The organism is Pelomonas sp. SE-A7, from assembly GCF_030345705.1.
GTDB lineage: Bacteria > Pseudomonadota > Gammaproteobacteria > Burkholderiales > Burkholderiaceae_C > JAUASW01.
Genome location: NZ_JAUASW010000003.1, coordinates 324,687 through 348,490, shown reverse-complemented (window position 1 = coordinate 348,490; position 23,804 = coordinate 324,687). Strand labels below are relative to the sequence as shown.

The 23,804-nt window shown below is 59.2% G+C and carries 21 protein-coding genes and 1 pseudogene; 10 read left to right on the top strand and 12 right to left on the bottom strand.

The genetic code is table 11. The features are described 5' to 3' along the window. The first annotated feature begins 184 nt into the window (after positions 1–184). The 6 genes from czcI (at position 185) to QT382_RS19515 (ending at position 9,517) form a co-directional block, all read left to right on the top strand. Positions 185–541 (top strand): cation efflux protein, CzcI family, encoded by a 357-nt coding sequence (gene czcI, locus QT382_RS19540; RefSeq protein WP_289255800.1) that lies wholly within the window; start codon positions 185–187, stop codon positions 539–541. A 72-nt stretch (positions 542–613) separates the two neighbouring features. Next, the gene (locus QT382_RS19535) at positions 614–1,822 is read left to right on the top strand and encodes a TolC family protein (protein WP_289255799.1); all 1,209 of its coding nucleotides are present in this window, start codon (positions 614–616) and stop codon (positions 1,820–1,822) included. A 13-nt stretch (positions 1,823–1,835) separates the two neighbouring features. Continuing rightward, complete coding sequence (locus QT382_RS19530) at positions 1,836–3,044, top strand: efflux RND transporter periplasmic adaptor subunit (protein ID WP_289255798.1); 1,209 nt, start codon at positions 1,836–1,838, stop codon at positions 3,042–3,044. Positions 3,045–3,055: 11 nt separating this feature from the next. Further along, entirely contained in the window at positions 3,056–6,241 is a 3,186-nt protein-coding gene (locus tag QT382_RS19525; protein WP_289255797.1) for a CusA/CzcA family heavy metal efflux RND transporter, read from the top strand. Positions 6,242–6,579: 338 nt separating this feature from the next. Then, positions 6,580–9,111, top strand: a complete 2,532-nt coding sequence (locus QT382_RS19520; RefSeq protein ID WP_289255796.1) for a heavy metal translocating P-type ATPase — start codon at positions 6,580–6,582, stop codon at positions 9,109–9,111. A 58-nt stretch (positions 9,112–9,169) separates the two neighbouring features. Beyond that, positions 9,170–9,517, top strand: coding sequence for a hypothetical protein (locus QT382_RS19515; RefSeq protein ID WP_289255795.1), 348 nt, complete (start codon positions 9,170–9,172; stop codon positions 9,515–9,517). A gap of 157 nt (positions 9,518–9,674) precedes the next feature. Here the strand turns inward: QT382_RS19515 and QT382_RS19510 are convergent, their stop codons facing one another. Genes QT382_RS19510 through QT382_RS19495 form a run of 5 tightly spaced genes read right to left on the bottom strand, consistent with a single transcriptional unit; the run spans position 9,675 to position 13,084 of the window. Beyond that, positions 9,675–10,670, bottom strand: a complete 996-nt coding sequence (locus QT382_RS19510) for an SDH family Clp fold serine proteinase (RefSeq protein ID WP_289255794.1) — start codon at positions 10,668–10,670, stop codon at positions 9,675–9,677. Positions 10,671–10,684: 14 nt separating this feature from the next. Next, positions 10,685–11,005, bottom strand: coding sequence for a ubiquitination-like system serine protease family protein (locus QT382_RS21130; RefSeq protein ID WP_502929929.1), 321 nt, complete (start codon positions 11,003–11,005; stop codon positions 10,685–10,687). Continuing rightward, positions 11,002–12,387: a HesA/MoeB/ThiF family protein gene (locus QT382_RS19505; RefSeq protein WP_289255793.1), complete on the bottom strand. Its 1,386-nt coding sequence runs from the start codon at positions 12,385–12,387 to the stop codon at positions 11,002–11,004. The genes QT382_RS21130 and QT382_RS19505 overlap by 4 nt, the downstream gene beginning before the upstream one ends. Next, positions 12,384–12,779 carry an E2/UBC family protein gene (locus QT382_RS19500; RefSeq protein WP_289255792.1) on the bottom strand — a complete coding sequence of 132 codons (396 nt, stop codon included), beginning with the start codon at positions 12,777–12,779 and terminating at the stop codon, positions 12,384–12,386. Before QT382_RS19500 ends, QT382_RS19505 begins: the two co-directional genes overlap by 4 nt. 11 nt (positions 12,780–12,790) lie before the next feature. After that, positions 12,791–13,084 carry a multiubiquitin domain-containing protein gene (locus QT382_RS19495; protein ID WP_289255791.1) on the bottom strand — a complete coding sequence of 98 codons (294 nt, stop codon included), beginning with the start codon at positions 13,082–13,084 and terminating at the stop codon, positions 12,791–12,793. A gap of 87 nt (positions 13,085–13,171) precedes the next feature. Between QT382_RS19495 and QT382_RS19490 the strand changes: the two genes are divergently transcribed. Genes QT382_RS19490 through QT382_RS19480 form a run of 3 tightly spaced genes read left to right on the top strand, consistent with a single transcriptional unit; the run spans position 13,172 to position 14,551 of the window. Further along, the gene (locus tag QT382_RS19490) at positions 13,172–13,378 is read left to right on the top strand and encodes a ribbon-helix-helix protein, CopG family (RefSeq protein WP_289255790.1); all 207 of its coding nucleotides are present in this window, start codon (positions 13,172–13,174) and stop codon (positions 13,376–13,378) included. Between the two features lie 58 nt (positions 13,379–13,436). Further along, the gene (locus tag QT382_RS19485; protein ID WP_289255789.1) at positions 13,437–13,796 is read left to right on the top strand and encodes a hypothetical protein; all 360 of its coding nucleotides are present in this window, start codon (positions 13,437–13,439) and stop codon (positions 13,794–13,796) included. Next, entirely contained in the window at positions 13,793–14,551 is a 759-nt protein-coding gene (locus QT382_RS19480; protein ID WP_289255788.1) for a toxin, read from the top strand. Before QT382_RS19485 ends, QT382_RS19480 begins: the two co-directional genes overlap by 4 nt. An 878-nt stretch (positions 14,552–15,429) precedes the next feature. Here the strand turns inward: QT382_RS19480 and QT382_RS19475 are convergent. Continuing rightward, positions 15,430–16,221, bottom strand: a complete 792-nt coding sequence (locus tag QT382_RS19475; protein WP_289255787.1) for a hypothetical protein — start codon at positions 16,219–16,221, stop codon at positions 15,430–15,432. A gap of 77 nt (positions 16,222–16,298) precedes the next feature. Beyond that, entirely contained in the window at positions 16,299–16,598 is a 300-nt protein-coding gene (locus tag QT382_RS19470; RefSeq protein WP_289255786.1) for a hypothetical protein, read from the bottom strand. A 220-nt stretch (positions 16,599–16,818) separates the two neighbouring features. On the opposite strand from QT382_RS19470, the gene QT382_RS19465 reads away from it, so the two are divergent. Continuing rightward, complete coding sequence (locus tag QT382_RS19465) at positions 16,819–17,343, top strand: hypothetical protein (RefSeq protein WP_289255785.1); 525 nt, start codon at positions 16,819–16,821, stop codon at positions 17,341–17,343. Here QT382_RS19465 and QT382_RS19460 read toward each other — a convergent pair. The 5 genes and pseudogenes from QT382_RS19460 to QT382_RS19440 all read right to left on the bottom strand — a co-directional run. Beyond that, positions 17,326–17,605, bottom strand: a pseudogene (locus QT382_RS19460) (IS66 family transposase); the annotation flags it as partial. The gene QT382_RS19465 and the pseudogene QT382_RS19460 sit on opposite strands and share 18 nt — an antisense overlap. Positions 17,606–17,790: 185 nt before the next feature. Beyond that, positions 17,791–18,978: a site-specific integrase gene (locus QT382_RS19455; protein WP_289255784.1), complete on the bottom strand. Its 1,188-nt coding sequence runs from the start codon at positions 18,976–18,978 to the stop codon at positions 17,791–17,793. A 6-nt stretch (positions 18,979–18,984) separates the two neighbouring features. After that, positions 18,985–19,641, bottom strand: coding sequence for a hypothetical protein (locus tag QT382_RS19450; protein WP_289255783.1), 657 nt, complete (start codon positions 19,639–19,641; stop codon positions 18,985–18,987). Continuing rightward, positions 19,631–21,853: a site-specific integrase gene (locus QT382_RS19445; RefSeq protein WP_289255782.1), complete on the bottom strand. Its 2,223-nt coding sequence runs from the start codon at positions 21,851–21,853 to the stop codon at positions 19,631–19,633. The genes QT382_RS19450 and QT382_RS19445 overlap by 11 nt, the downstream gene beginning before the upstream one ends. Positions 21,854–21,945: 92 nt before the next feature. Next, positions 21,946–23,799, bottom strand: a complete 1,854-nt coding sequence (locus QT382_RS19440) for a hypothetical protein (protein ID WP_289255781.1) — start codon at positions 23,797–23,799, stop codon at positions 21,946–21,948. Positions 23,800–23,804 lie beyond the last annotated feature (5 nt).

Sequence of the window (23,804 nt, the reverse complement as noted above, 5' to 3'; positions counted from 1 at the left end):
GAAGGGGCGCGCGGAGCGAAGAAGACGGCGACGCATTCAGAACAGCCACTAGCCATCGAGTGTTCACCGTATTGGCGACAGATGCATTGGCGTCGATCAGCCATTGTCAAATGCGACTTCTTGCCCAGATGTCACCGAAGGGCTTGATTGCCAAAATCCCAGACCTAGGGATAATCCGTATCCAATGAAGCGTCTCGTCGCCATTTTTCTTGCTGTGCTGTTGCCACTCCAGCTTGCCTGGGGAGTGGCCGCGACCTATTGCCAGCATGAGACAAGCGTCGTGACCGCCAAGCACTTCGGGCATCACACCCATGTCCATGAAGCTGCCAAGCAAGACGCAGCCAAGAAGGCTGCGCTGAAGCTGCAAATCGATGCCGACTGCAACTTCTGCCATGCCTCCCCCGGCGGCATGCTGCCTGATTTGAATCCCGTCTCGCCGATCCAGGTGCTTGCACAAGTGCCAATGCACCTCGGAGACGTTGGCCACCCATCAGCGCCACAGCGTGCGCCTGAACGCCCTAAGTGGTCCCGTCTCGCCTAGTCGGCGAGACGTCTGAACTCCCTCTGTTTGTTCCGTCTCGCCGAATCCCAAGGTTCCAACCGATGAGATTCGATGAGAAAACTTCTATTGCCGTTCGGGCTGGCGGCAGCATTGCTCAGCCCCGTGCCCCTGTGGGCGCAAACCACCCTGACACTTGAGCGAGCGCTCGATCAGGCCCTCTCACGCAACCCTGCGATTGCCGCGGCAGTCAAAGAGGTCGAAGCGACCGAAGGCGCGACGCGTCAGGCCCGCACTTGGCGCAATCCTGAACTGAGCACCACGGTCGAGGACTTCCGCAACAACACGCGGACCACGACCGTCACGGTCGATATACCGATCGAGCTTGGAGGCAAGCGCACGGCACGCATCACCGCTGCCGAGCGCGCGGCCAGCCTGGCCTCTGCCGAGCTGGACAACGTCCGAGCCGAGGTGCGGGCGCGCGTCATTGCGGCCTTCTTCGACGTCCTGGTCGCCCAGGAGCGTGCAAAGCTCGCTGGCAGCTCCGCCGGCATTGCCGGCCGGGCTACGGACGCCGTTGGCAAGCGTGTCATTGCTGGCAAGGCCTCTCCTGTCGAGGAAACCCGCGCCAAAGTCGACCAGGCCAATGCCCAGCTTGAATGGGCTGAGGCCAAGTCGGAACTGCAGACGCTCCGATTCAGCCTGGCCACAGTGCTGGGTGACAGCGCACCGACCTTCGATGAAGTGCAAGGCGACGCCAACGCCTTGCCCGGTCGCCCAGTCTTCGCAGAACTGGTGTCGATGCTGGAAGGCTCCCCGATGCTCATCATCGGCAGTCTCGAAGCCGAACGGCGCAAAGCGCTGGTCGACATCGAGCGCAGCAAGGCGGTCCCGGACCTGACCCTCAGCATGGGTGGCAAGCGCGACGCCTCAGCCGGACGCAACCAGGCCATCGTCGGCTTCTCCATCCCCTTGCCCTTCTTCGACCGCAACCAGGGCGCCATCCTCGAGGCCTCCCGCCGTGCAGAGAAGGCCAAGGACGAGTTGCAAATGACGCGCCTGCGCCTGCTGGGCGAGCTGCAAGAGGCCTCGAACCGGCTGACGGTTGCGAGCGCTTCGCTGAGGACTTTGCAGGACACGGTGCTGCCGTCCGCCCAGGAGGCCTATGAGGCCGCCAGCAAGGGCTTTGACGCCGGCAAGTTTGGCTTCCTGGAAGTCATCGATGCCCAACGCTCCTTGCTGCAAGCACGCACCCGCTACCTGAACACCCTGGCCGGCGCCTACCAAGCTGCTGCCGCCATTGACCGTATTACGGGCCGCTGAGAGGGCAACCCAAATGAATATCACCAAGAAGCAAAAACTCACCATGGTCGCGGTCGTCGTGGCCGGTGTCATCGGCGGCGGTGCCGTCCTGTGGAGCGGCCGCAGTGGCGGCGCTGCAGCGCAAGCCGAGCACTCGGACTCGCATGAAGGCGAAGAGAAGGGTCATGGCGCAGCCAAGGGCGACCATGAAGAAGAGCGTGTCGTGAAGCTCTCTGCTGAGCAGCAAAAGACGGCAGGCATTGTTGTCGCCGTTGCCGGCAGCGGCGAGCTCCAAGCCGCCAACGACTTCAGCGGCGAAGTCAAATTCAACGAAGACAAGACTGCTCACGTCGTACCGCGCCTGGGCGGCGTCGCCGAATCCGTCATCGCCAACCTGGGGCAGCAAGTGCGTGCCGGCCAGGTGCTCGCAGTGATTGCCAGCACCTCGCTGTCCGAACAGCGCAGTGAACTGCTGACGGCTCAGCGTCGCCAGGAGGCCGCACAGGCCACCCATGACCGCGAGAAGAAGCTCTGGCAGGAAAAGATCTCTGCCGAGCAGGACTTCCTGCAAGCCCAGACGGCTTTGCGTGAGGCCAATATCGCCGTCGACAACGCGCGACAGAAGCTCGCAGCCATCGGAGCCAGCGGCTCCAGCACGGGCCTCAATCGCCTGGAGGTCAAAGCACCGTTCGACGGAACGGTGGTTGAGAAGCATCTGTCTCGCGGCGAGTCCGTCAAAGAGGATGCCAGCATCTTCACGGTCTCCGACCTCAACTCGGTCTGGGCCGAGTTCGCGGTCGCGCCCAAGGACCTGGCTGTCGTGCGCGTGGGGCAAAAGGTCATCGTCTCCTCGTCGGCCTTTGATGAGAAGGTGCAAGGCACGATCTCCTATGTTGGTTCGCTTCTGGGTGAACAGACACGCACGGCCCGAGCACGCGTGACCTTGGCGAATCCGCAAGGCGCATGGCGCCCCGGGCTCTTTGTCACCGTGAGCGTGCTGGGCGTCGAACAGCAGGTTCCCATCGCCGTGCCGGCCGAGGCAATTCAGAGCATCGACAACCAAAGCGCGGTGTTCAAGGCGGTACCAACTGGCTTCCAACTCGTGTCGGTGAAGACCGGACGGTCGGACGGCAAGTGGACCGAGATCCTGCAGGGGCTGAAGGCCGGCGACAAGGTCGCCACCAGCAACTCCTACATCCTCAAGTCGGAGCTGGGCAAGGCCAGCGCCGAGCATGGCCACTGAGGAGCGAATCCATGTTTGAAAGACTTATTCGCTTCTGCATCGAGCAGCGCTGGCTGGTCATGCTCGCCGTGCTCGGCATCGCCGGGCTGGGCTTGTTCAGCTATACCAAGCTGCCCGTCGACGCCGTCGCCGACATCTCCAACGTGCAGGTGGTGGTCAACACCCAGGCCGCTGGCTACTCGCCGCTTGAGACCGAGCAGCGCATCACCTTCCCAATCGAGACCGTGATGGCCGGCTTGCCCGGCCTGGAGCAGACACGCTCGCTGTCCCGCTACGGCTTGTCGCAGGTGACGGTCATCTTCAAAGATGGCACCGACATCTACTTTGCCCGCCAGCTGGTCAATCAGCGTATCCAGGAAGCTCGGGATCGACTCCCTGCAGGCATTGCCCCCGCCATGGGACCAATCTCGACCGGTTTGGGAGAGATCTACCTGTGGACCGTGGAGGCCGAGCCCGGGGCTAAGAAGGCTGACGGCTCGCCCTACACGCCGGCGGATCTGCGCGAGGTCCAGGACTGGGTCATCAAGCCTCAGCTGCGCAACGTCAAGGGCGTCACGGAGATCAACTCCATCGGCGGCTTTGAGAAGCAGTACGTGGTTGCTCCCAACTTGGAGCGGCTCTCTGCTTACGGCCTGAGCCTGGCGGACGTCGTCAATGCGCTGGAGAAGAACAACTCCAGCCAAGGCGCCGGCTACATCGAGCGCAAGGGCGAGCAGTACCTCGTTCGCGCGCCTGGCCAGGTCCAGTCCATGGACGACATGCGCGACATCATCATCGGCACCGCGCAAGGGCAGCCGATCCGCGTCCGAGACATCGGCGACGTGGAGCTGGGCCGGGAGCTGCGCACTGGCGCGGCGACCGAGAACGGCAAGGAAGTCGTGCTCGGCACCGTCTTCATGCTGATGGGTGAAAACAGCCGCTCGGTGTCCCGCGCCGTCGACAAGCAGATGGATGCCATCAACAAGACCCTGCCGGCTGGCGTGAAGGCCGTGACGGTCTACGACCGCACGACCTTGGTCGATAAGGCAGTCCGCACAGTCCAGAAGAACCTGATCGAAGGCGCGGCCTTGGTCGTGGCTGTCCTGTTCCTGTTCCTCGGAAACATCCGCGCGGCTCTCATCACCGCCATGGTGATCCCGCTGTCCATGCTGTTCACCTTCACTGGCATGGTGAAAGCGGGCATCAGCGCCAACCTGATGAGCCTCGGCGCCCTGGACTTCGGCATCATCGTGGACGGTGCTGTCGTGATCGTCGAGAACTGCGTACGCCGCCTGGCGCACGCGCAGGAGCACAGAGGACGCGCCCAGACTCGGAACGAACGCTTCCATGAAGTGTTCGCTGCTGCCCGCGAGGCTCGTCGCCCGCTGCTGTTCGGGCAGCTCATCATCATGGTGGTCTACATCCCGATCCTGGCGCTCACGGGCGTCGAAGGGAAGATGTTCCATCCGATGGCCTACACCGTGCTGCTGGCACTGCTCGGCGCCATGCTGCTGTCGGTGACCTTCGTGCCGGCTGCCGTGGCGCTGTTCATGGGCAATCGCGTGTCCGAGAAGGAGAACCGCCTGATGCAGTGGGCGGAGCGCCGCTACAAGCCGCTGCTGGCCAGCTCGCTGGGCAATGCGCCTGTCGTGTTGACCGCCGCTGCGGTCCTGGTGGTCTTCTGCGGCGCGGTGGCGACCAAGCTGGGCTCAGAGTTTGTGCCCAACCTGAACGAAGGCGACTTTGCCATCCAGGCCTTGCGCATTCCTGGGACGAGCTTGACCCAGTCCATCGAGATGCAGAAGCAGCTCGAATCCCATCTCAAGGCCAAGTTCCCTGAGATCGAGCGAATATTTGCTCGGACCGGCACGGCGGAGATTGCTGCCGACCCGATGCCGCCCAACATCTCGGACGGCTACATCATGCTCAAGCCGATGGACCAGTGGCCGACTCCGCGCAAGACGCGAGATGAGCTGCTGGCTGCCATCCGGGAGGAAGCCGACAACGTGCCGGGCAACAACTACGAGTTCTCTCAGCCCATCCAGCTGCGCTTCAATGAGCTGATATCCGGCGTTCGCTCCGATGTGGCGGTGAAGGTCTTCGGTGACGACAACGAGGTGCTGAACGAGACCGCCGGCAAGATTGCCCAGGTCCTTCAGGCAGTACCTGGCGCCACCGAGGTCAAGGTCGAGCAGACCACGGGCTTGCCAATGCTCACGGTCAACATCGACCGGTCCAAGGCAACGCGCTACGGCCTGAACATGACCGATGTGCAGGATGCCGTGGCCACAGCCATCGGCGGCCGCGAGGCGGGTACCTTCTTCCAAGGCGACCGTCGCTTCCAGATGTTGGTCCGGCTCCCGGATGCTCAGCGCGAGAACATGGAGGCCTTGCGCCGCCTGCCGGTGCCCCTGCCCAAGGGAAGTGCTGAAGGGCGGGTCAGCTACGTGCCGTTGTCCGAAGTTGCCTCCTTGGAACTGGCGCCTGGTCCCAACCAGGTGTCCCGCGAGAACGGCAAGCGGCGCATCGTCGTCAGTGCGAACGTGACTGGCCGAGACCTGGGCTCCTTCGTGACCGACGCGCAAGCGGCCATCGATCAGAAGATCAAGGTACCGACCGGCTACTGGACCACCTGGGGTGGCACCTTCGAACAACTGCAGTCCGCGACCCAGCGGCTGCAGATCGTCGTGCCCCTGTCGCTCTTGATGGTGTTCGTGCTGCTGTTTGCGATGTTCGGCAACGCGAAGGATGGCTTGCTGGTGTTCACCGGCATCCCGTTCGCCCTGACGGGCGGCGTGCTGGCGCTGTGGATGCGAGGAATTCCTCTGTCGATCTCGGCCGCGGTTGGCTTCATCGCGCTTTCCGGGGTTGCGGTGCTGAACGGCTTGGTGATGCTGTCCTTCATCCGCAGCCTGCGCGAGGAAGGCCGCTCGGTGGACGAGGCTGTGAGCGAGGGTGCGTTGACCCGACTTCGCCCCGTGTTGATGACGGCGCTGGTGGCATCGCTCGGCTTTGTGCCGATGGCTTTGGCCACCGGCACGGGCGCCGAAGTGCAACGGCCTCTGGCAACCGTGGTCATCGGCGGCATCTTGTCGTCCACGGCGCTGACCTTGCTGGTCCTGCCCATCCTCTATCGCTGGGCGCACAGGCGCGATGACGCAGAAGCCAGCACTGAAGAGGAGTCCGCAGTTCCCGAAGAGAAATTGGCCATGCATTGATGAACGGCGGGCTGCAAGCATACGTGCCAGGCAGCCCGCTTCCATCACAAGGATTGCGATGCACAGCTTTGCTCCACTGAACACAAGGAACGGGGGGATCGATCTTGAGCCTCGTCCGCCTTTGTACTGACCAATGCGCTATCGCCGACTACCTCCTCGGCTGCTTGATTGCGTTCGCCGCGCTGACCGCGGCGTTCTTCGCCTATGCGAGCTGGACCCATCTGCGAAACAGACGGGCGCGGAGACTGCAAGGAATGCGAAGGATTCGGAACGCAAGACGGCGACACCGGAACAGGAAGAAGCGATAGCCCTCTACCTTTGAACAAGGTGAATTCACTATGAGTCAATCTCAGAATTTGCGCCTGGATCTGCCCCTGCTGCTGCCAGATGTTCCTGATGCGGGAGACGCCTGTGTAGCGCGTCTGACGGAACGACTGATGGGGCGACCTGGCATTGCAGACGCCCATGTTGTTGGCGTTGACGAGGGCAAGCCTCAGCTTTGCGTGCATTACGACCCCGAGGTGATCTCGGTCGCCCGACTGCGGGAGCTGGTGATGTCCGCTGGACTCGAGATCACGGGCAAGTTCGCCCATTTCGTGGGCACCGTCGCCACACCGATGCACGCCCGCGCGGCGGAGCGCATTGCCAACGAATTGAGGAAATTGCCCGGTGTGATCGAAGCTGAAGTGTCGGCCTCAGGCGCCATGCGCATCGAGTACGACCGAAGAGAGATCGATCTTGCCGACATGCATCGAAGGCTCAACGCATTGGGCGCGACTGTCGGCACCGTAGGAAAGTCGACTGCCAGGCCCGAAGCGGCGAATGACGAAAGCCACGCTGACGATGAGCATGGTCACGACCATGACCACAAGGGCAGCCATGAAGGCCACGATCACAAGGATCATGGCGCCGGTGAGGACGGGCACAACCATGGCGGGCCTTTCGGTGAAAAGTCCGAACTCATCTTCGCGGCGCTAGCCGGATCTCTTTTGCTCATCGGTTGGCTATGCGGCCGGAATGATCTGCTGCCCAAGTGGTTTTCGACCGCTTGCTACGTCGCGTCCTACTTCTTCGGCGGCTACTTCACGGTAAAGGAGGCTCTCGAGAACCTACGGGCGCGGCGTTTCGAGATCGACACCTTGATGCTGGTGGCAGCAGGTGGCGCAGCAGCCTTGGGCGAGTGGGGAGAAGGCGCGCTGCTGCTCTTCTTGTTCAGCCTGGGGCACTCGTTGGAGCAATACGCGATGGGGCGTGCGAAACGCGCCATCGAGGCCTTGGCCAAGCTGGCGCCAGAGACCGCGACGGTCCGCCGCGGCACCTCGACCGAAGTGGTTGGCCTTGAGCAACTGCAGGTCGGCGACGTGGTGGTCGTGAAGCCCAATGAGCGTCTGCCTGCCGACGGCGTTGTGGTCGTTGGCACCTCCAGCGTCAATCAGGCGCCGGTGACGGGAGAAAGTGTCCCCGTCGACAAGCGGCCTGTGGAGAACGGAAAGGCTGCAATCGAAGGCTTTGAACGACTGCCGCCAGAGAACCGGGTCTTTGCCGGGACGATCAATGGAGCCGGTGCCATCGAGGTGATGGTCGCGCGCAAGTCAGATCAGTCCACCATGGCTCGGGTGGTCAAGATGGTCACGGAAGCGGAGGCACAGCGTTCACCGACCCAGCAGTTCACAGAGAAGTTCGAGCGCATCTTCGTTCCCTCCGTGCTGGCGCTGGTCGGCCTGCTGATGTTTGCGGGCCTGGTCGTCGACGAACCCTTCTCAGCGACCTTCTACCGCGCGATGGCGGTGCTGGTAGCGGCCAGCCCTTGCGCGCTGGCCATCTCGGTGCCCAGCGCGGTTCTGAGTGGGGTGGCGCGTGCCGCGCGAGGAGGCGTCCTCGTCAAGGGCGGCGGGCCTTTGGAGAACCTGGGGACCTTGACGTCAATCGCGTTCGACAAGACCGGGACGCTCACGGAGGGACGACCGAAGCTGACCGACGTGGCCGTCGCGAGTGGAGCCACCGAAGAGGAGCTGCTGTCTGTCGCGCTGGCTGTCGAGGAGCACAGCGATCATCCTTTGGCTTCGGCCATCGTCGCCGGAGCGCGGGAGCGGCTGGGCAGTGCGGCTTTGCTCCAAGCCTCTGAGGTGAAGAGCATCACCGGGCGAGGCGTTCAGGCGCAGATCGGCGGCGAAACGGCCTACATCGGCAAGCCCGTGCTGTTCACAGAGCTGCCAGATGCAGCAATGCCGCCTGACGTCGAGGAGATCAATCAACGATTCGTCAATGACGGTCGCACGACCATGGTCATCCGAAAAGGTGGTCGCTTCCTGGGCGTGCTGGGCGTGATGGACACGCCGCGTCCTGGTGCCAAGCAGGTGACAGAGAGCCTGCGCAAGCTTGGCATTGAGCGGCTCATCATGATCTCCGGGGACAACCAGAAGGTCGCCGATGCTGTTGCCCAGACAGTGGGGCTGACGGAAGCGCGTGGAGACTTGATGCCTGACCAGAAGGTCGAGGAGATCAAGAAGCTGCGCGCACAGCACGGGAAGGTTGCAATGGTGGGCGATGGCGTCAATGACGCGCCTGCCATGGCCAACGCGACCGTTGGCATCGCGATGGGGGCTGCTGGCTCAGATGTGGCGCTGGAAACGGCCGACGTCGCCTTGATGGCGGACGACTTGGCAAAGCTGCCCTTTGCCGTCGGGCTCTCCAGGAGCACCAGCCGTGTTATCAAGCAGAACCTGTGGGTGAGCCTCGGGGTGGTGGCCGTGCTCATTCCCGCGACGATCTTCGGCTTGAACATCGGGACCGCGGTGATTTTTCATGAGGGATCGACGCTTTTGGTTGTCGTGAACGCGTTGCGGCTCTTGGCCTACAAGCCGGAATAGCAGCCCTGTCGCACAAGCATGAGGGACCTCTGCAGTTGGCTTGATTGAGGAGATGGACATGAATCGATCCCATGGTCTGAAGATCCGGTTCCTCTGCTTGATACCCCTGCTTGGTTCCTTGGTCGGATGCGCCACCGTTTATGAAGGCAAATATCCTTCAGAGGACGGCTGGCGAATGGGATGGATCCAGGCAATCGGCCCAGCAATCGAACTGTCCACTACCACATCCCGGCAATGCGAGACGAACAGCGAGAAGGATGACCGCCGGGTTGCAAAAGTTGGTCTTCGTAGTGGGCGGCTAGGCAAGTTCGTCGCATTACCCGTCGCGTCTGATTCAACGCTAAAGGCCGGCGACAAGGTGTACGTCAACGTCAAACGCTGCGTGATTGAGCTTGCTTCAAGCTAGGCTGAGGTACGAATGCCTGCTGTGCCTTGCGTAGATAGCCTTTACCTGCACTGCCCTCGTCTCTCGATGTACTTGGCGGGATTGAACGCGACAAGCTCCCCGATGGTCAAAGGCGGTCGTCCAAATCTTGAGAAATGAGTCGCCGATAGGAATGCTGTCAGGCTGCCGAGTCGCATGCCAGACTGGCGCAGCTCGACTCAAAAAACTTCGTAGTCGCATTCAGATCGAGTCGCTGATAGCAATACAGCTGCCAAAACATTTGCCACTCGGGATCTTCAGGGTTCCGCCGATCGACCGTTAGGCCAATCTCAATGGCGTCCTCTGCGCAAATCATCTGACCATGCGAAGGCCAACGGTTGGGGTCCAACAATGCTGTTGCGATAGATGTAAATGACGCCCCTGCTGAACCAGTTCTTGATCGCAGCATCCCTTGCTTGAGTAGATCTTCAGCAATCGTGCGTGCACGACGCATGACCATGTCGAAATGCTTGAATTTTGTGGGATCCATCTTGCCCAGCATGAGCTTTGCTACAGGATCAGCTGGGTCTCTACGAAGTGCATCGCTGTGCTCGCGAAATGCCTCTAGATAGCTGTGGATGGACGTCGTGACGCGATTCCCGCTTGAATCGATCATCACGACCTGTGGATCAATCGGCCCCAGTTCGGAGCTGTCACTCATCACCACAACGTCGGCGCCCAGTGCAATTAGGGTGCCTGCACTCTTTGCGTAGTCTGGCACTACGACTCGCAGCTTGGCGCTGCCAACTCTGTTGCGCACCATGCTAATGAGCTTCTCAGCCGCATCAATGTCCCCGCCCGGAGTCTGCAGCATCAGATCTATTGGGTGACCGGACGGAATGTTATGGAGCAGGTCGCCAAAGAAGACAGCGTCATCGCGACCAATTTCTCCATGATGACCTCCGAGGTAGCAAATCAGCTTATTGCCGGTCAGCTTCTCAATCTCGTTGATGAACTCCTGTCTCTTGTATCGCATCGCATGCATGGCGTGGAATGCAGGCGTCTTGCTCAGCGGCTTGCTCGCAACGCCGCGGCTCAGAGGGATACCCGCAACGCTCGGTAAGTTTGAAGGTTCGCCATCGACCTTCGCAACGCCCCCGTCACCGCCGGCTTCCAACTGCTGAGGCTGTTCCATGACTATCTCCCTGCCTATGTCCAAAAGATCTTGCCGTCTCTAACCACGTAGTGGCAACGCTTCTTACCTCGCCAAGCGTCAATGCTGGGCCATAAAGAGAGCCTTTCTGTACCGCTAAGGCGCCAGTGGGGACGGCGGTTCGGGTCCAGCGTCACCATGATGCGGTGCCCTTCGCCACACGGGCAGTCAAAGGCAACCCACTTGGGCATCGGCCGGCTGCCGACTAGAACAGCTAACCGCGGCGGCAGCTTGTCGGGCACCTCGTCCGCAGCTTCGACGACCAAGCCCACTCGCCATCGACGCCAAGGAAGCCACTCTTTCCAGGAAAAGTTCATTTGGGCCACGCCATGTCCAGAAACGGTTCGGTCATCCCTCGTCCAATGACATTGGACTGAGGATGGCAATAGTGCCGGAGCCGAGGCGTAGCGATGTTGGTGGAAATCTCGCGGTCATGGCACCGAAGCAGCACCTCTGTTGGACGCGGCTCAGGCCCATACCCAATCAGCCGTTCAAGAAGTTCGCTCACAGCCGTTGCGGCCACCATTGAGGTGAACGTCACGACTGCAGGTTCAATCCGCCCTAGCGCCGGGGCATAGCCTTCGTTCTCCAGTCGTCGGCGCTCTTCTGGCGTCATCATCTCCGCAGCGGCGCGTGCGACGTCAATACGGTCTCTGCAAAGCAGACAAGCTTGACCGGGAACAACTGTCGTGACCCTTCCATGGATGCCGGTCAGCTGATTCGATGAATCGCTCGACAGCAGCACGCCACAATCGATAACCGGTGTAAGCAAATAGGTTGGCAGCCTAGACAGAATCAGACGCCCCGCGTTGTCATCGCTGCATCCAAAAACTACGTCGCAACAAAGCAATTGCTGAGCCGCAGCATTGATGGTCAACATGCTTGCGATGGGCTTGCACTGCGCATCAGGTGCAATGGTCTTCAGATGGTCGGAAATCACGTCGACCTTGAGACGCCCTACATCGCCGACCGTAGATCCAATAACGCGCGTGAGATTCGATTCGGAAAGGGTGTCGGGATCTAGGAGGACAAAGTTCCTCACCCCAAGACGTACCAACTGCTCGGCAACAGCCGAGCCCGTTCCACCGCAGCCGACGATCCCGATCGTCAGGTTCGACAACGTGTTCTGAACAGCGGCACCGAACGCGCGGACATTGCGATCGAACATCTCGAGGGTGTCACCAGCTTGACGGGCAACGCTCGAGGTCAAAGCGAAGCGATCGCCAACCACCCAAATGCGATCAATTGATTGGGCCTGGCGCCCCTCCGACTCCATATGGCCGGTGAAGCAAAAACCGTTGTCCGTCGGGCTAAGTATCAGAGCGCCATAAAAGTCGCTTCCAGAACGCAGGCGAAAAGGTTCTGCCAGCAACGAATCAACTTTCACATCATGCAAGCTGGGATGCGGATTGGCTCCTGACCCGGGGTGCGTATGCAGCCAAATCGCCATCGCGCCCAGCTCCTCTGCTCGCGCCAGAGCGGGGACATACCCAGCAGAATCGATGGTGAGTCCGTCAACCTCGCGACGCAAATAGGCACTGTCTGCGACAGGGTGGTACTCGCGAGCTAGGAGTCGGATGTGCTCGCCTCCGACAATTACCACCTGGGCCAAGAGGACCCCCGCCGTTTCCAACGGCTGGATCACTGCGTCTGCCAGCAGTCGTGAGACTGCCTCGGGAATGACAAGCGTGATTGTCATGCCACCGCCTCTTTGACCGTGGTGCGCTGAAGTTCGCGCGCAATCATCGCCAGATACGTCTGCACGTCGTCAGTCCCTGAGCGCCATTGACCTGGCCCGAGGTGCCTCGACCATCGTTGCCACGCACGTCCAAGATGGTTCTCGACATGTTCAGTGGCAGGAATGGCTTGGCCGTCGTCGCGGGCTATCGCAGGGCTGAACCACCACATGTCTGGAGGAACGTCAGGGAACCCTGGGCTGAGTCGAATCAGCAGGTCGGACTGAGCGATGTTGTATCCCTTGGGCAGTGCATAGCCGTGAAAGACCAAGCAAGTCATGTTCGCCTCCTCCGTCACGGTATACGGAAGGCCTCGAGCATCTAGGAACTCGACATCGGGCTGGGGTAGAGCCATGACCGAACTCCTCAGAGCGCTGCGTCGAAATGACCAGGATTGATTTGCGCCGGCGCCGTAAAGAATCGCATGCCGTTGTGGAGCTTCACCACTTCGTCGTCTGCGATCTTGTTGTCCGTTCCGCCTGGAATCACCAGGAACAGGTCGCGATCTACGCCGATCGGCCCTTGAGGGGGTTGCGGGACTGCACGCAGTTGAGCGCCCGTCATCGCCAATGCTGACACTTCGTAGTGCACACGGTCGATCTGAATTCGGATCGGGTGTTCTTGGGCCTTGTCGGAGGCCATCACTTCTTCAGTAGCCATGTGAGTCTCCTCATGAAGTCACGGTTGCATGATACCAAGATACCAAGCAACTTGACAACCGAGGTGTCGGCAACAAGAATTGCTCCTATGAAAAGCCCCAAAGCAATGACCATCCGCCTCTCGGAAGAGCAAGCGGAGGAGCTGGAAACAGTGGCGACCGTCGAGAACCGCCCTGTCTCAGAAATCATCCGCGCAGCGATTGCTAGTCACGTGGAACAGCGGAAGCAAGATCCGGAATTCCAGTCCAGCTTGCGAGATCGCATCGTCCGAGCACAGCGATTGCTGCAGAAGTAGGATGGAGGTCCGCGCACTGTCGCGGCTTCAAACATTTAGAACTCCGTTGAATATGGCTATGAATAAACCTAAGGCAGGGAAGCAGTCGCTCTCCGTGGCGCAGTTCCGCGATGCCAAGAAATTGCCTATTGGTGATGGGTTCGTTTTGCTGATGCTCAATGAGGGCGAGGAAGCGCAGGTACGGCCTGGGGATGAAGCTCCGACGCTGGTCAGCAAGGCAGCCGTTGCGCTACGGTCTCCGGGCATTGCGAGAACCAGCGTGTTTCGCAACGCTGCAGCGCATCAGAAGAGGGTGTTTGCATATTCAGCTCACCCTGCAGACTCGAGCATGTTGATCCGAGAAGCTGAAGACGGCACTCAAGAGGTCGGAAAGTTTGGTGCTGACGGCCGCTTTCGCATTTCCCGGAAGGCGATGTGAAGCGTCGACGTGCGCCAGGACTTGACGTTCTCCTGAAAGGCGCAGTGCAAGCTGCGGGCCGCCCTGCGGCCTTTGTTCTCGCCGGGCATAACGGCTCGGGCAAATCGACGCTCTGGTACGACCGGCTGGTCAACGGGTTGCAGATGCCGCTGATAAATGCGGACCGCCTGACAACGTCCATTCTTCCTGAACGAGGGGAGGAGGGCCTCCCTGCTTGGGCGCAACGTCTACGTGACGAAGACGGGAGATGGCACGAACTCTCTCAGCAAGGGGTCAAAGCGTTCAAACGGCTCGTGATGGCAAAGCAGATCCCGTTTGCATTTGAGACAGTGTTCTCCCATTGGGTTGACAAGGGCGACGGCACGTACGAATCCAAGGCAGATGACATCGTTGAGCTGCAAGAGGCAGGCTACTTCGTTGTGCTGTTGTTCGTGGGCCTCGCCACTGCGGGTCTTTCGACGGCACGCGTTCAAACCAGACGGCAGCAAGGCGGACATGCGGTGCCCGTTGAAAAGCTTGTCAGCAGATTTCCCCGTACTCAACTGGCAATCCGCCACGCCGCTCCCCTGGCCGACATGGCGATCTTCTTCGACAACAGCCGCAAGCCAGAGGAAGCGTTCTCACTCGTACGAGTTCAGCAGAAGGACAAAGTGTTGTTTGACTGCCGTAACGAGGAATACGACGTGCCCGACGACCTCAAGAATGTCGCCATGACGTGGCTTCCTAAGGTGTCCGGAGACTGGCCTGCAGCCTAGTGATTCGTGGGCTCAAGCAGAGACCTGGTTTGAGGGCTCAGGCATTTGCCATGCGCGAAGTCGTATCCGTAGTCAACTTTCGCAGAAGCTCGGCACCTCGGTCGACCCATGCCAATTGAGCGAAAGCCGACGGATATTCTGGTTTTGCAAAGCATGCCGGCCCTACCGTGCCTGTGACGGGAGGCGTCGGTGACTCAATCAAGACTTTCGGTGGCGATCGATCCCCCGTTCGCTGTGACAATCCTCCTACCCCGCGCGCCGCTACCTTCGGTTGGGCGGCGGCGGCGCGGTGGCGGAGCGAAAAATGAAGCTACCTCTCCCGAATGCCAAGAAGGTCAAGGAACTCCTTGAAGCTGTCGAACAGCACCCGCTTGGCGCGATCCTCGTCACGTTCTTTGTTGCGACGGTCGTGTACGTTTGGAGGCATTGATGCTGGTTTGGTTAGATGGGTTGGCGCCCTCCAATGACGCTGAGAATCCCTATCTCAGCGCCGTGGGGCGCATCTTGTCGCGCGGCAGGTCCTTGAACTCGGCGGAAGCTGAGCTCACCGCCGCGCCGGTGTTTGAATGGGCAGATCGGCCTGACCTGGATGTCCAGGTAGTGCATGAGCGGGATGCCGTGCTGCCTGTGCGCAAGGGCTGCCGCGCAGGTTCCAGGCCGCCGGACGGGCGATGCCGGCTGCCCAACGTGGAGTGGAGCCATGCGCCTCCACAAAGACTCTGCCACCACTGAATGACCAAGGGCTCCAGTCGGGGCCCTTTTTGCGACTTCTACATGGCGTCAAGTGAACGTGCCGGTGCGCGTGAAACCTGCGATTCGAACGTCGTACGGCCAAATAGGTACAACCGGCAAGACAGTCGGAGGGAGCTCCGCGGGCCTCAAGCCTGCCGAGATTCGCTGAGCACACTGGGCACATGAAGGCCAACGAAGGCCAGCAGCGAAAGGCTCTTCAGATAGTTGATACGAGTCCCGTATGCAGGGTCACGGCCATGCAAGATCGCATGGCGATTCGGTGACTCTGGGAACTCGTGCGCGTACTGCTCAGCGGCGTTGAAGCCGCTGTTCTGCTGAAGCGTTGCCAAGAACTTCAGCGATGCATCGTCCAGAGCCATGTCCGCCAGCCCTTTAGCCGCCTCGGGCTGCTTGTTTGCGCTCTTGAACAGCTTGCCCCCCAGGATTTCCAGCGACAGGCCATCCGCCTGCGCAAGCAGCGTCGGAATTGCCACAAAAAACAGATTCTGTCCGGCCGCGATGAACGCCTGGCGCAAGGGCTCGGCGCGCACCGGATGAGCGCTCAGCAGTGCGGCTTCGATGTCCGGTGCTCGCCGCTCAAAGTGCTCGACCAGGTATTGCGTAATTGCCTCTGAATTGCCCTCGGTGACCCAGGCGCGGATGTCCCAGAAGTCGCGAGCAGGGATGTCGAGGTCGTAGTACCAACCCAGCTTGGCCAGCCCGATGCTTCCTTCTCGCACCGCTTCGGGGAACGCCTGGACCCGCTCGTTGAAGCCACGCAGCGATTGGGCGAGGGCGGGCAAGTTCTTGAGCGCAGCGCCGACCAACAGTTCGATAGCCGGCAATGCGAATCCAAGTCCGCGCAACAACTGGGCCGCTTGCCTGATGCTGGCTGGCGGTTGCTGCAGCAGTGAATCAGCGATTTGATCGGAGGCCACTTCAGTCCTTGCTACGAGCGGGCAGGATCACCTCGAAGAATTGGCGAACTGCACCGTCGGCCTGAGAGGCTCTAGCGCTAGGCCCACAGGGTCCGGGCGAGTCGTGCCAAGCCCCAGGCCACCAAGCCGACCGGGAGGCCGCAAAGCCAGGCTTTGGTCATCGGCCAAAGCAGCTCGCTGGGCCGCTCCCAGCTGTGACGCGAATCCCAGAGATACCACGCCCCAAAAACAGGGGGAATGGCCACCGACACCGCACCACGCACCACTTCTCCATTTAGCAGCAGGCCGACGCCCAGGCCGCTGGCCAGTACGGGCATCCCATAGACCAGGGCAAGAATGAGGGCACAGGCCCAACGTTCAGCACTGAGGTGCGACATCGAAGCTCCTTCCACGGTAGTCCAGTCGGCAGCGGATCAGGCCCAGGGAGCGTGGCGATGCCGTTGCGAAACCCATCTTATATGGGGTGTCGGGCGAACCCGCACTGGTACTGAGCGAGGCGTGCGCGTTGAGTACATGCTCTTCGCCCCAACAAGCTGCCGTGAGTGCCATTGTTGAGGCTAGGGCGCCGCGCCTCATAGGAGCTGGAGGACGCATAAGGTGATGACGGCCAAATGTCTCGCCGAGAATGCTCCTACAACTTCAGTGGGTGGTGTATCTATGGCTGGCGAGCTTCCAATCTGGGTCGAATATGTGAAGGCACTCGGTACTCCCTCCGCTGCGCTCTTGGCGGCCGCCATTGCTGGGTACTTCGCATATCGACAGTGGCGGACAGCGCAGAACAAGCTCAAGCTGGACTTGTTCGAGAGGCGGTTGGCAGTGCATGACGCGGCTGTATCGTTGATCTTGAAGGGTACCCAGAACCTAACGGCAGATGATGTTGCGGCCTTTCTGAAGGCCGTTGCCAATGCGCGATGGCTTTTCAAGCAGCCTGTTGTCGACTTTCTGAAGGTGCTTCAGAACGATGCCCTCAGAGATCTGAGGGTTCAGGAAATGGCTATTGATGAAGAGCCCGATCCAATTAAGGACGCTCTTGAATTTCTCACACGTCTCGAAGGAAGGGCCACGGACAGGATGCGTGTCCTGACTATGTTGATGAAGGACGATCTAACGATTCGTCATTAGCCAAGCGCGGGCTACAACTGCGTTCTTCTTGAAGAGCCCCCTCAGATAGACGTAGGGGTCGAGTCCGTTGAGGCGCGCCGAATGCACCAGACTCATTACGGCCGTAGCCCGCTTGCCGGCACGCAAGCGGCCGGCCAAGCGCAATGGGCCGGATGCGGTCCTCCACCCAGTTGTTGTCGATGGGCAAGCCACCGTCATCGAGGTAGCGCGTCAGTGCCGACCAGCGCTTGAGGCTGTAGTCCGAGGAGGTCGCGGGCGTGCTGCGACGATGACTTGGCGCTTCAGGTCTGCATCGTGTCGTCGGCGACCGGCCGACTTGGCGTCTGACATGGTGTCCACCTACATTGATTGGTGGACACCATGTTGGCCGTCGTCGACCGGCGGTTCAAGGTGGGTTGGCCGGACGCATACTCCGCAATGCGCGATATATGGTCTTGATGGCAGCTCCTACTCTTCGTCGCGCCGCCTCTTTGCAAGGCTCCTGCGAGCAATGTTTGATAGCTCCTGTGCGACATAGGGCACCATCGAATCCGGATCCTTCTGGCCTAGCTTCCAGGCTGTTGCCAGCGCAATGCTCACTGTCGAAGTATCGAGGCCGGCATCCCTCCGGTGAATCGCCTCGTCCAGCACCACATTCGATGCGAAGAGCCCTCTGATCGCGTGGATGACCTTTCCCTTTTTGCCACCAGCGGCGCGCATTGCGGGGCGCAATGCGCTCGTCATCGATCTAGCGGAAACGGGTCGACCAGTGCGCATAGACAAGAAGACTTGATCGCGGGTGATGCTGACCCCAACGCCTAGTCTCTTGACCAGTGCCCTGCGCGGACCTTCAATGAAATCAGAAACTCGTAGCGCCAAATCGGTAGGAATCTCGAACGAGTTCTCGTAGCCCAGCTTCTGCACCTTGGGAGTCACGGAAAAAGTGTCCTCTTGCCAACGAAGTAGCAGATCTTGGCAGAACTGATCGATAGTCAAAGAGTGGGTTGAGCCGCGGCGGAACCCTGCGTATCTGGAGACGTCCAAAAACAGGGAGTCGCGCTGAGCCTTGTAGTCGCTTTTTGCGGTCCTAACAATGTGTTCCAGAGCCGCTCTGTAGATACTCTCAGAGACGAACGGACCAGAGCCAGCGTCGCCCGCCCCACTCAGATAGAGCGGTGAGCTAATCGCGTCACCGGGAATTGGGGCTAGTCCCATTCGATGGCGACCTACTGAAGACGCCGTGACACGCGCGTTGCTAGGGCCAATGGTGAATTGTGAGACGAGCCCAAGCGATTGCATCCAGGCGATCCAGTTCAGGATGGCACTTAGCTTTTGGTTTACCGTACTTCGGACAGCCCGATCGCTTCCTCTGAAACTCCTGTCCTTCTTTACCAATGTCAGTTCGCGGCTTCGGTACTCCACAAGAGTGGCGTCGTCGATGTCCAAGATGCTCTGACCATTTAGCAAGAGGAATGAGTAGAACCTCGAAATGCGCCAGCCAGCCTGCTCTACCGTTGACCAATTCTTGGCCAGCTTGTATGAGAGGAAGACCAAGTAGTCGGTGATCGAATGGAGAATCCGTCCAGCGTGGAGGTCATAGACGACTATGCCGCCCTTGTCAGGGATGATCGACACGTGGACGCGAGCGGTAGCCATGCCGGATCAGTCCTTGAGGTCCTTGCTCTTGCGACCAAACGGGATCACACGCCCTTTGCCAAGAGCACGAATTCGCCCCTCCAACTCCTTGATCCGAGCTGACGCTGCCTCGCGCGCCGAGGCAGCTTCGCGTTCCGACGCATCCAACTTCTTCTTGAAGGACTCAATCTTTGATTGAAGATTGATGTTCAACTTCTTGGATGCGATCAACTCTTTCTCCGCGATGGTTCTGAGCTTGTTGGATATGACCAACCGTCGCCGGACAGACGCAAGGGATTCTTCTCGTCGGACAATGGCCGGAGGCACATCAAGGACCTTGTTCAGCGCATCAAGAGCTGCCGAAAGGCGACCAACGTGGCCGCTTCGCTTTAAAGTTATTTGTGCGTTGCTATGAAACTCACATTGCTCCGATAGTCCAAGGGAGGCAAGGTCACTGGATTCCCACAAATTGAACTGCCGCAGTGATCTAGGTAGAAGTTTGAGTACAGAGCTTCCCGGCGCCGCGCCAATCGCGTTCAGGCCCCCTGATCCCGCGGCCAAAAGAATGAGCTGCTCCAGCGTGTCAAGCTTGGTTTCAATGTTGGCGGACGCAGCAAGCTCGTTGGCAAATGCGACAACCGGCTTGAAGCCTACAGACCGTGTCCGACTGGATTTACTTGGCATTTGCTGGCCCAACCGAGACACCAGTACGAGCTGTCGCAAGTTCAAGAACGCGCCGAATGTTCGTCGACTGCTTTCTTGAGTACTGGCCGACCACGCTGTGCTCGCCGAGACGAGCGGCATCGGCCTCCAACTCTCTGGCGTCATCTTCCCAAAGTTTCATGTGTGCGCTGGTGAAGTGGCTGAATGCGCAACCGGCACATGTCGTAGCGCTTGCGCTTTCTGGAGCGTTGCGTTCAAGGCGAACGTTGTAGCAATTGGCGCTACGGCTCTTGCGGATCGCTGACGCGACGCAGTTCGCATGTTTCATTGGTCGGAAGAGGTGACCTTGATTGACAAACGGTTCGCTGAGCACTTGGGCCTGACGCTCGCGATCCAGGCCGGCGTAGTCAATCCTGCGACTCATGACTTGGTGAAAGCGCCTTACGACGCGTGCGAATCCCCCGAAGCCTGTGAAGGTGCCGTCAACCACTTCTTTGGCGAGGATCCGTACCCGGTCGATCCCAACGCTCTGAATCTCTGCTTCAATTTCGCCAATCTCCTGCTTCCTTATCTCTGAAGGCGGCAGAGGCTTCCGGGCATAGCTAGCGGCTGTGGCTTCCGTCAGTGGGCCGCCAGGCGTATCAGTCACATATCCAAGCGTTGTCTCAAGATCGTCGTGACCAAGTTGCTGTCCTAGGCCGAGCAGGTCACCGAGCTCGAATCGAAAGTGGTAAATCAATGCATATGCCCTGCGAAACATGTGAGGATGGACAGGCAGCTCAGAATCACCCCCAAGCGCTCGCTCGATCAGATCTCTGGCGAAGCCATTCGAACTTGCATTGAACGAGAACCATTGAGCCCCGTTGACATTTCCAACAAGCGGGCGCGGTAGCTGGAAAAGCTTGTCCTCGCGAGGATCGGAAACGACGGTGCGGTCCTTAGCCCGCACACCATCAATTGCCCTTGCGAGGTCGCTCATCACTTCCAGAACCTCAATCGCGGCGCGTGTGGCATTGCCGACGTAGAAGGTGGTGTAGCTCTTGTAGGTCTTCTCGATGTAGAACTCACATTCGTACAGTCGGAGATTCTTGTCCACCAATTTCAACGCGTGTCGGTGCAAGCCAATCTTCCGATGTTCGATTTCGTCTTTACGTCGTGCATTGAGGAATGCAATCACAACAAAGCAGGCTGAGTACAACGTGTAGAGAACCCTGGATAGCGACCAAGACTCTTTGCGATGACGCAGCCCAACGGTTTCAATGGGAACACCAAGGAGCGCTTCAATGGCTCTTGTAAATGAAGAGTGCTGGATGATCTGGGATATCCGTTGTGTCGTGAGGTCGGTCCCTGATTTGCGTGCAGCCTCAAGCTCGCCTATTAGCTCCTTGAAAAGGTCGATGACAAGTCCAGAGATTTCACCAATCCACCAGAACGACTCCCTGAGCAGCGACGCTACGATTTGAGGTTCAAGATTCCCTGTTCGATTGCCTGCTCGACCGTAGAATTTGGAAGCTTGAACAGTGTTTGGAAAAGGGATGAACGACAGGCCCTCTGACCTCCCCAGACACTCTCCAAGCAAGTTCATTGCGGACATCTCCTGCCGAATGTGTGTCTGCGAAATTCCTGCTATGTCGCTGCGCTGCTTTGCCCGTTTGACGTTGTTAGTCTGTCTGGACCTTGGGGGGAGGCCCAAGTGTTTGACCAAGATCTCCTTCGCGACGGCGAGCTCTTGATGAGCACAGTTCGTACCTATTGCAATGGCGAACGAATCTCTAATGGAGTAGCCGCCAGAGCTCGCATGTGAGGGTCTGATCTGAGCCTCGACCTCCGCCCGTGGGTGACGATTGCAGTACTCGATTGCGCGGTCCTCGATGTTCAACGCGCGGGTCCATCCTCCTTTGCTGAGTTCGCTTGCCAACTCATCGAAGTCTGCTTGGCTCCAGTCTCCAAGCGCGTACAGACCGCGCAGCCATCCGAACTCAAATACCTTCATCAGCGTGCGAAGAGTTGCCGTGAGCCGCAGATGTGTCGACTTGCCAGGTGTCGAACGCTGTGCGCACGCCCGCAAGGACGCCACTAGCGCGTGAAGCAGATCAGGTCTGTGCAAAATGGATACCGGCGCGCCTGTCGTTGGCACGGGGGGCAGCATCATGTGAGAGAGCTTGTAGCGGACAAACTTGGCTGCTTCATCTTCACGTGCTGCATGGTTCGCCAACAGGATCTGGTCACCCACAATTTGGATTGAATGATGGGGATCGGAGCGTGTCGAGATTGCCGGGGGACGCGTTCCGTCAAGGGGGCTCTCTATTGCTTCCAATGGCCTTGTCATTGAGTTGCCTCCAACTCGATCGCTCCACGTACTTCGCGGACGATGTGTGCGTATCGACCTGACTCAACAAATCGAATCAGGGCGCGATTGAAGATCATTGAGGGCAGGTGATACGCCTCGAAAGCGTCCCTGTTTTGGCCAAGAAGTCGAGCCCAATTTGATTCGTAGTACTGCTCGACGCGAAGTGCCTCTTCAAGTCGGTCTCGATCGATGACAACTCGTCTGTTGATGCACCCATCTCCTTTGTGGCACTGTCTCGCGGAGCACGCACCAGCCTCGATGTAGTCATCGAAAGGTGGAGCTGTGGGGTCAGTACAAGAAGTGCCATCGCCAATGGGCCACAAGAGTGCGGTTCTTGGATCTTTGCCACCTTCAAATGTGAAGATGACTTCGCGTTCAAGTCGCCGCTGAAACTCTAGGTTGATTGCTTCGTTCTTGCGGTAAAGCATCAATTGAAATGCATATCCACCTGTCGTGCGAATGCTCTTGTGGTGGGCCATCTGCCGCATTGCTTCCAATCCGCCGGTCTGTCCCCTAAGACAGAGCACCTGGATTCGAACTTGTTCCCAACTGAAGTGCGGGAGACCATGCTTCTTCTGGAAGACCGAAAGTGCAGGCGTCCAACCTACGAATGGGCGGTGGTCTTTGACCGAGTCGGAGATCCAAAGGCGAGTTTCGTCAGGGCTCACCCACCCTAGGTGCTTCAGCACGGCCAGTCGCCACATCAGGAAGTCGATGGCACGAATGACGTCTATGTCGCTCCGTTCGACTGCGACGATGGGTGAAGATTTGCCCACGCGAGTCTTGAAGCCTTGAATCTGGAACGGTGCTTGGCGCCCAGAGATCCCGTCGGTGGTCAGTTCAAGTACGGTGTTGACATTCCATGCTGTGTGAATCTGAAGTACCAGCAAACAAGCCACCATGACCTCCATCCCGACGCCAAGCGGGAAGAAAGTCAGGCCTAGTGTGGATTTCGGCAGCCCGTAGAGCTCGCTGAGATAGCTCTGTAGGGCGAAATGGTTGAACTCCTTTGGTTTGCGCCCTGCGACCTCATCGAGATGTTCATGTACGACTTGCACATAAACCGCTGCAAGCACTCTGATTGGCACATGCTCGATCCAAGGCGGCGCGTGATCTCGTCGTTGATGCACAAGGATGTCGTGGATGTAGCTCTGAGAGATATCCAGGCTGGAAAGCTCACGCAATCTGACCGTCGCAAGGTCAATCTGATCCAAGATGCGGGTGCAGACACCACCTATCTTGTCTATTACGCTTGCAAGTGCGAGAGCAGTCTCCCGCTGAAGTTGCTCAACCGTCTCGTGCGGAATCGCGCCTACGGGCCATTGAGGCTTGCCTTCGATGTGGACAGGTTGGTCGCTGATAAGTTGCCTCCGATTGAAACGGGCTTGCGGCAACTGGGTGCGAAAGAAGTTGTGGAGCCCCTCTGCCTTTGGGAACCCTACAGAAATGAGCGACTGCGTTAGGACATTGCGAGCGATGAGAGACGAGCGGTGTCGGGTAGACGCTCCCCAAGATTTCTGGCGCTGAATCTCGACCTCCAAAGCGCCAAATGCTGCAACGATGTCCTCAAGCGTCAACTTGCCGGTTTCAAGATTGGCGAGGTCCAACCAAGCTTGGTCTTCAGCTAGGCATTCGAGTAGCGCTAGCAGCTGCCGGATGTCGCTGCTCGACTTTGCCTTCAGCTTTGATGTCCTTGATGCATGAAGCAGCGCTTCCCATATCCAAGACCCTTCGATTAACCCGAAGGCGCCTTGTACAAGGGGGTGTTCTCTTTCGTAGGCCCGCTGATGGAGCTTGAAGACCGCCGAGATGCTTACAGGTGTACTCATGATTA

Excerpts from the sequence above, each read along its gene's own strand:
- czcI (WP_289255800.1), top strand. The coding sequence starts at position 185 with ATGAAGCGTCTCGTCGCCATTTTTCTTGCTGTGCTGTTGCCACTCCAG.
- QT382_RS19535 (WP_289255799.1), top strand. The coding sequence starts at position 614 with ATGAGAAAACTTCTATTGCCGTTCGGGCTGGCGGCAGCATTGCTCAGC.
- QT382_RS19530 (WP_289255798.1), top strand. The coding sequence starts at position 1,836 with ATGAATATCACCAAGAAGCAAAAACTCACCATGGTCGCGGTCGTCGTG.
- QT382_RS19525 (WP_289255797.1), top strand. The coding sequence starts at position 3,056 with ATGTTTGAAAGACTTATTCGCTTCTGCATCGAGCAGCGCTGGCTGGTC.
- QT382_RS19520 (WP_289255796.1), top strand. The coding sequence starts at position 6,580 with ATGAGTCAATCTCAGAATTTGCGCCTGGATCTGCCCCTGCTGCTGCCA.
- QT382_RS19515 (WP_289255795.1), top strand. The coding sequence starts at position 9,170 with ATGAATCGATCCCATGGTCTGAAGATCCGGTTCCTCTGCTTGATACCC.
- QT382_RS19510 (WP_289255794.1), bottom strand. The coding sequence starts at position 10,670 with ATGGAACAGCCTCAGCAGTTGGAAGCCGGCGGTGACGGGGGCGTTGCG.
- QT382_RS21130 (WP_502929929.1), bottom strand. The coding sequence starts at position 11,005 with ATGAACTTTTCCTGGAAAGAGTGGCTTCCTTGGCGTCGATGGCGAGTG.
- QT382_RS19505 (WP_289255793.1), bottom strand. The coding sequence starts at position 12,387 with ATGACAATCACGCTTGTCATTCCCGAGGCAGTCTCACGACTGCTGGCA.
- QT382_RS19500 (WP_289255792.1), bottom strand. The coding sequence starts at position 12,779 with ATGGCTCTACCCCAGCCCGATGTCGAGTTCCTAGATGCTCGAGGCCTT.
- QT382_RS19495 (WP_289255791.1), bottom strand. The coding sequence starts at position 13,084 with ATGGCTACTGAAGAAGTGATGGCCTCCGACAAGGCCCAAGAACACCCG.
- QT382_RS19490 (WP_289255790.1), top strand. The coding sequence starts at position 13,172 with ATGAAAAGCCCCAAAGCAATGACCATCCGCCTCTCGGAAGAGCAAGCG.
- QT382_RS19485 (WP_289255789.1), top strand. The coding sequence starts at position 13,437 with ATGAATAAACCTAAGGCAGGGAAGCAGTCGCTCTCCGTGGCGCAGTTC.
- QT382_RS19470 (WP_289255786.1), bottom strand. The coding sequence starts at position 16,598 with ATGTCGCACCTCAGTGCTGAACGTTGGGCCTGTGCCCTCATTCTTGCC.
- QT382_RS19455 (WP_289255784.1), bottom strand. The coding sequence starts at position 18,978 with ATGGCTACCGCTCGCGTCCACGTGTCGATCATCCCTGACAAGGGCGGC.
- QT382_RS19450 (WP_289255783.1), bottom strand. The coding sequence starts at position 19,641 with ATGCCAAGTAAATCCAGTCGGACACGGTCTGTAGGCTTCAAGCCGGTT.
- QT382_RS19440 (WP_289255781.1), bottom strand. The coding sequence starts at position 23,799 with ATGAGTACACCTGTAAGCATCTCGGCGGTCTTCAAGCTCCATCAGCGG.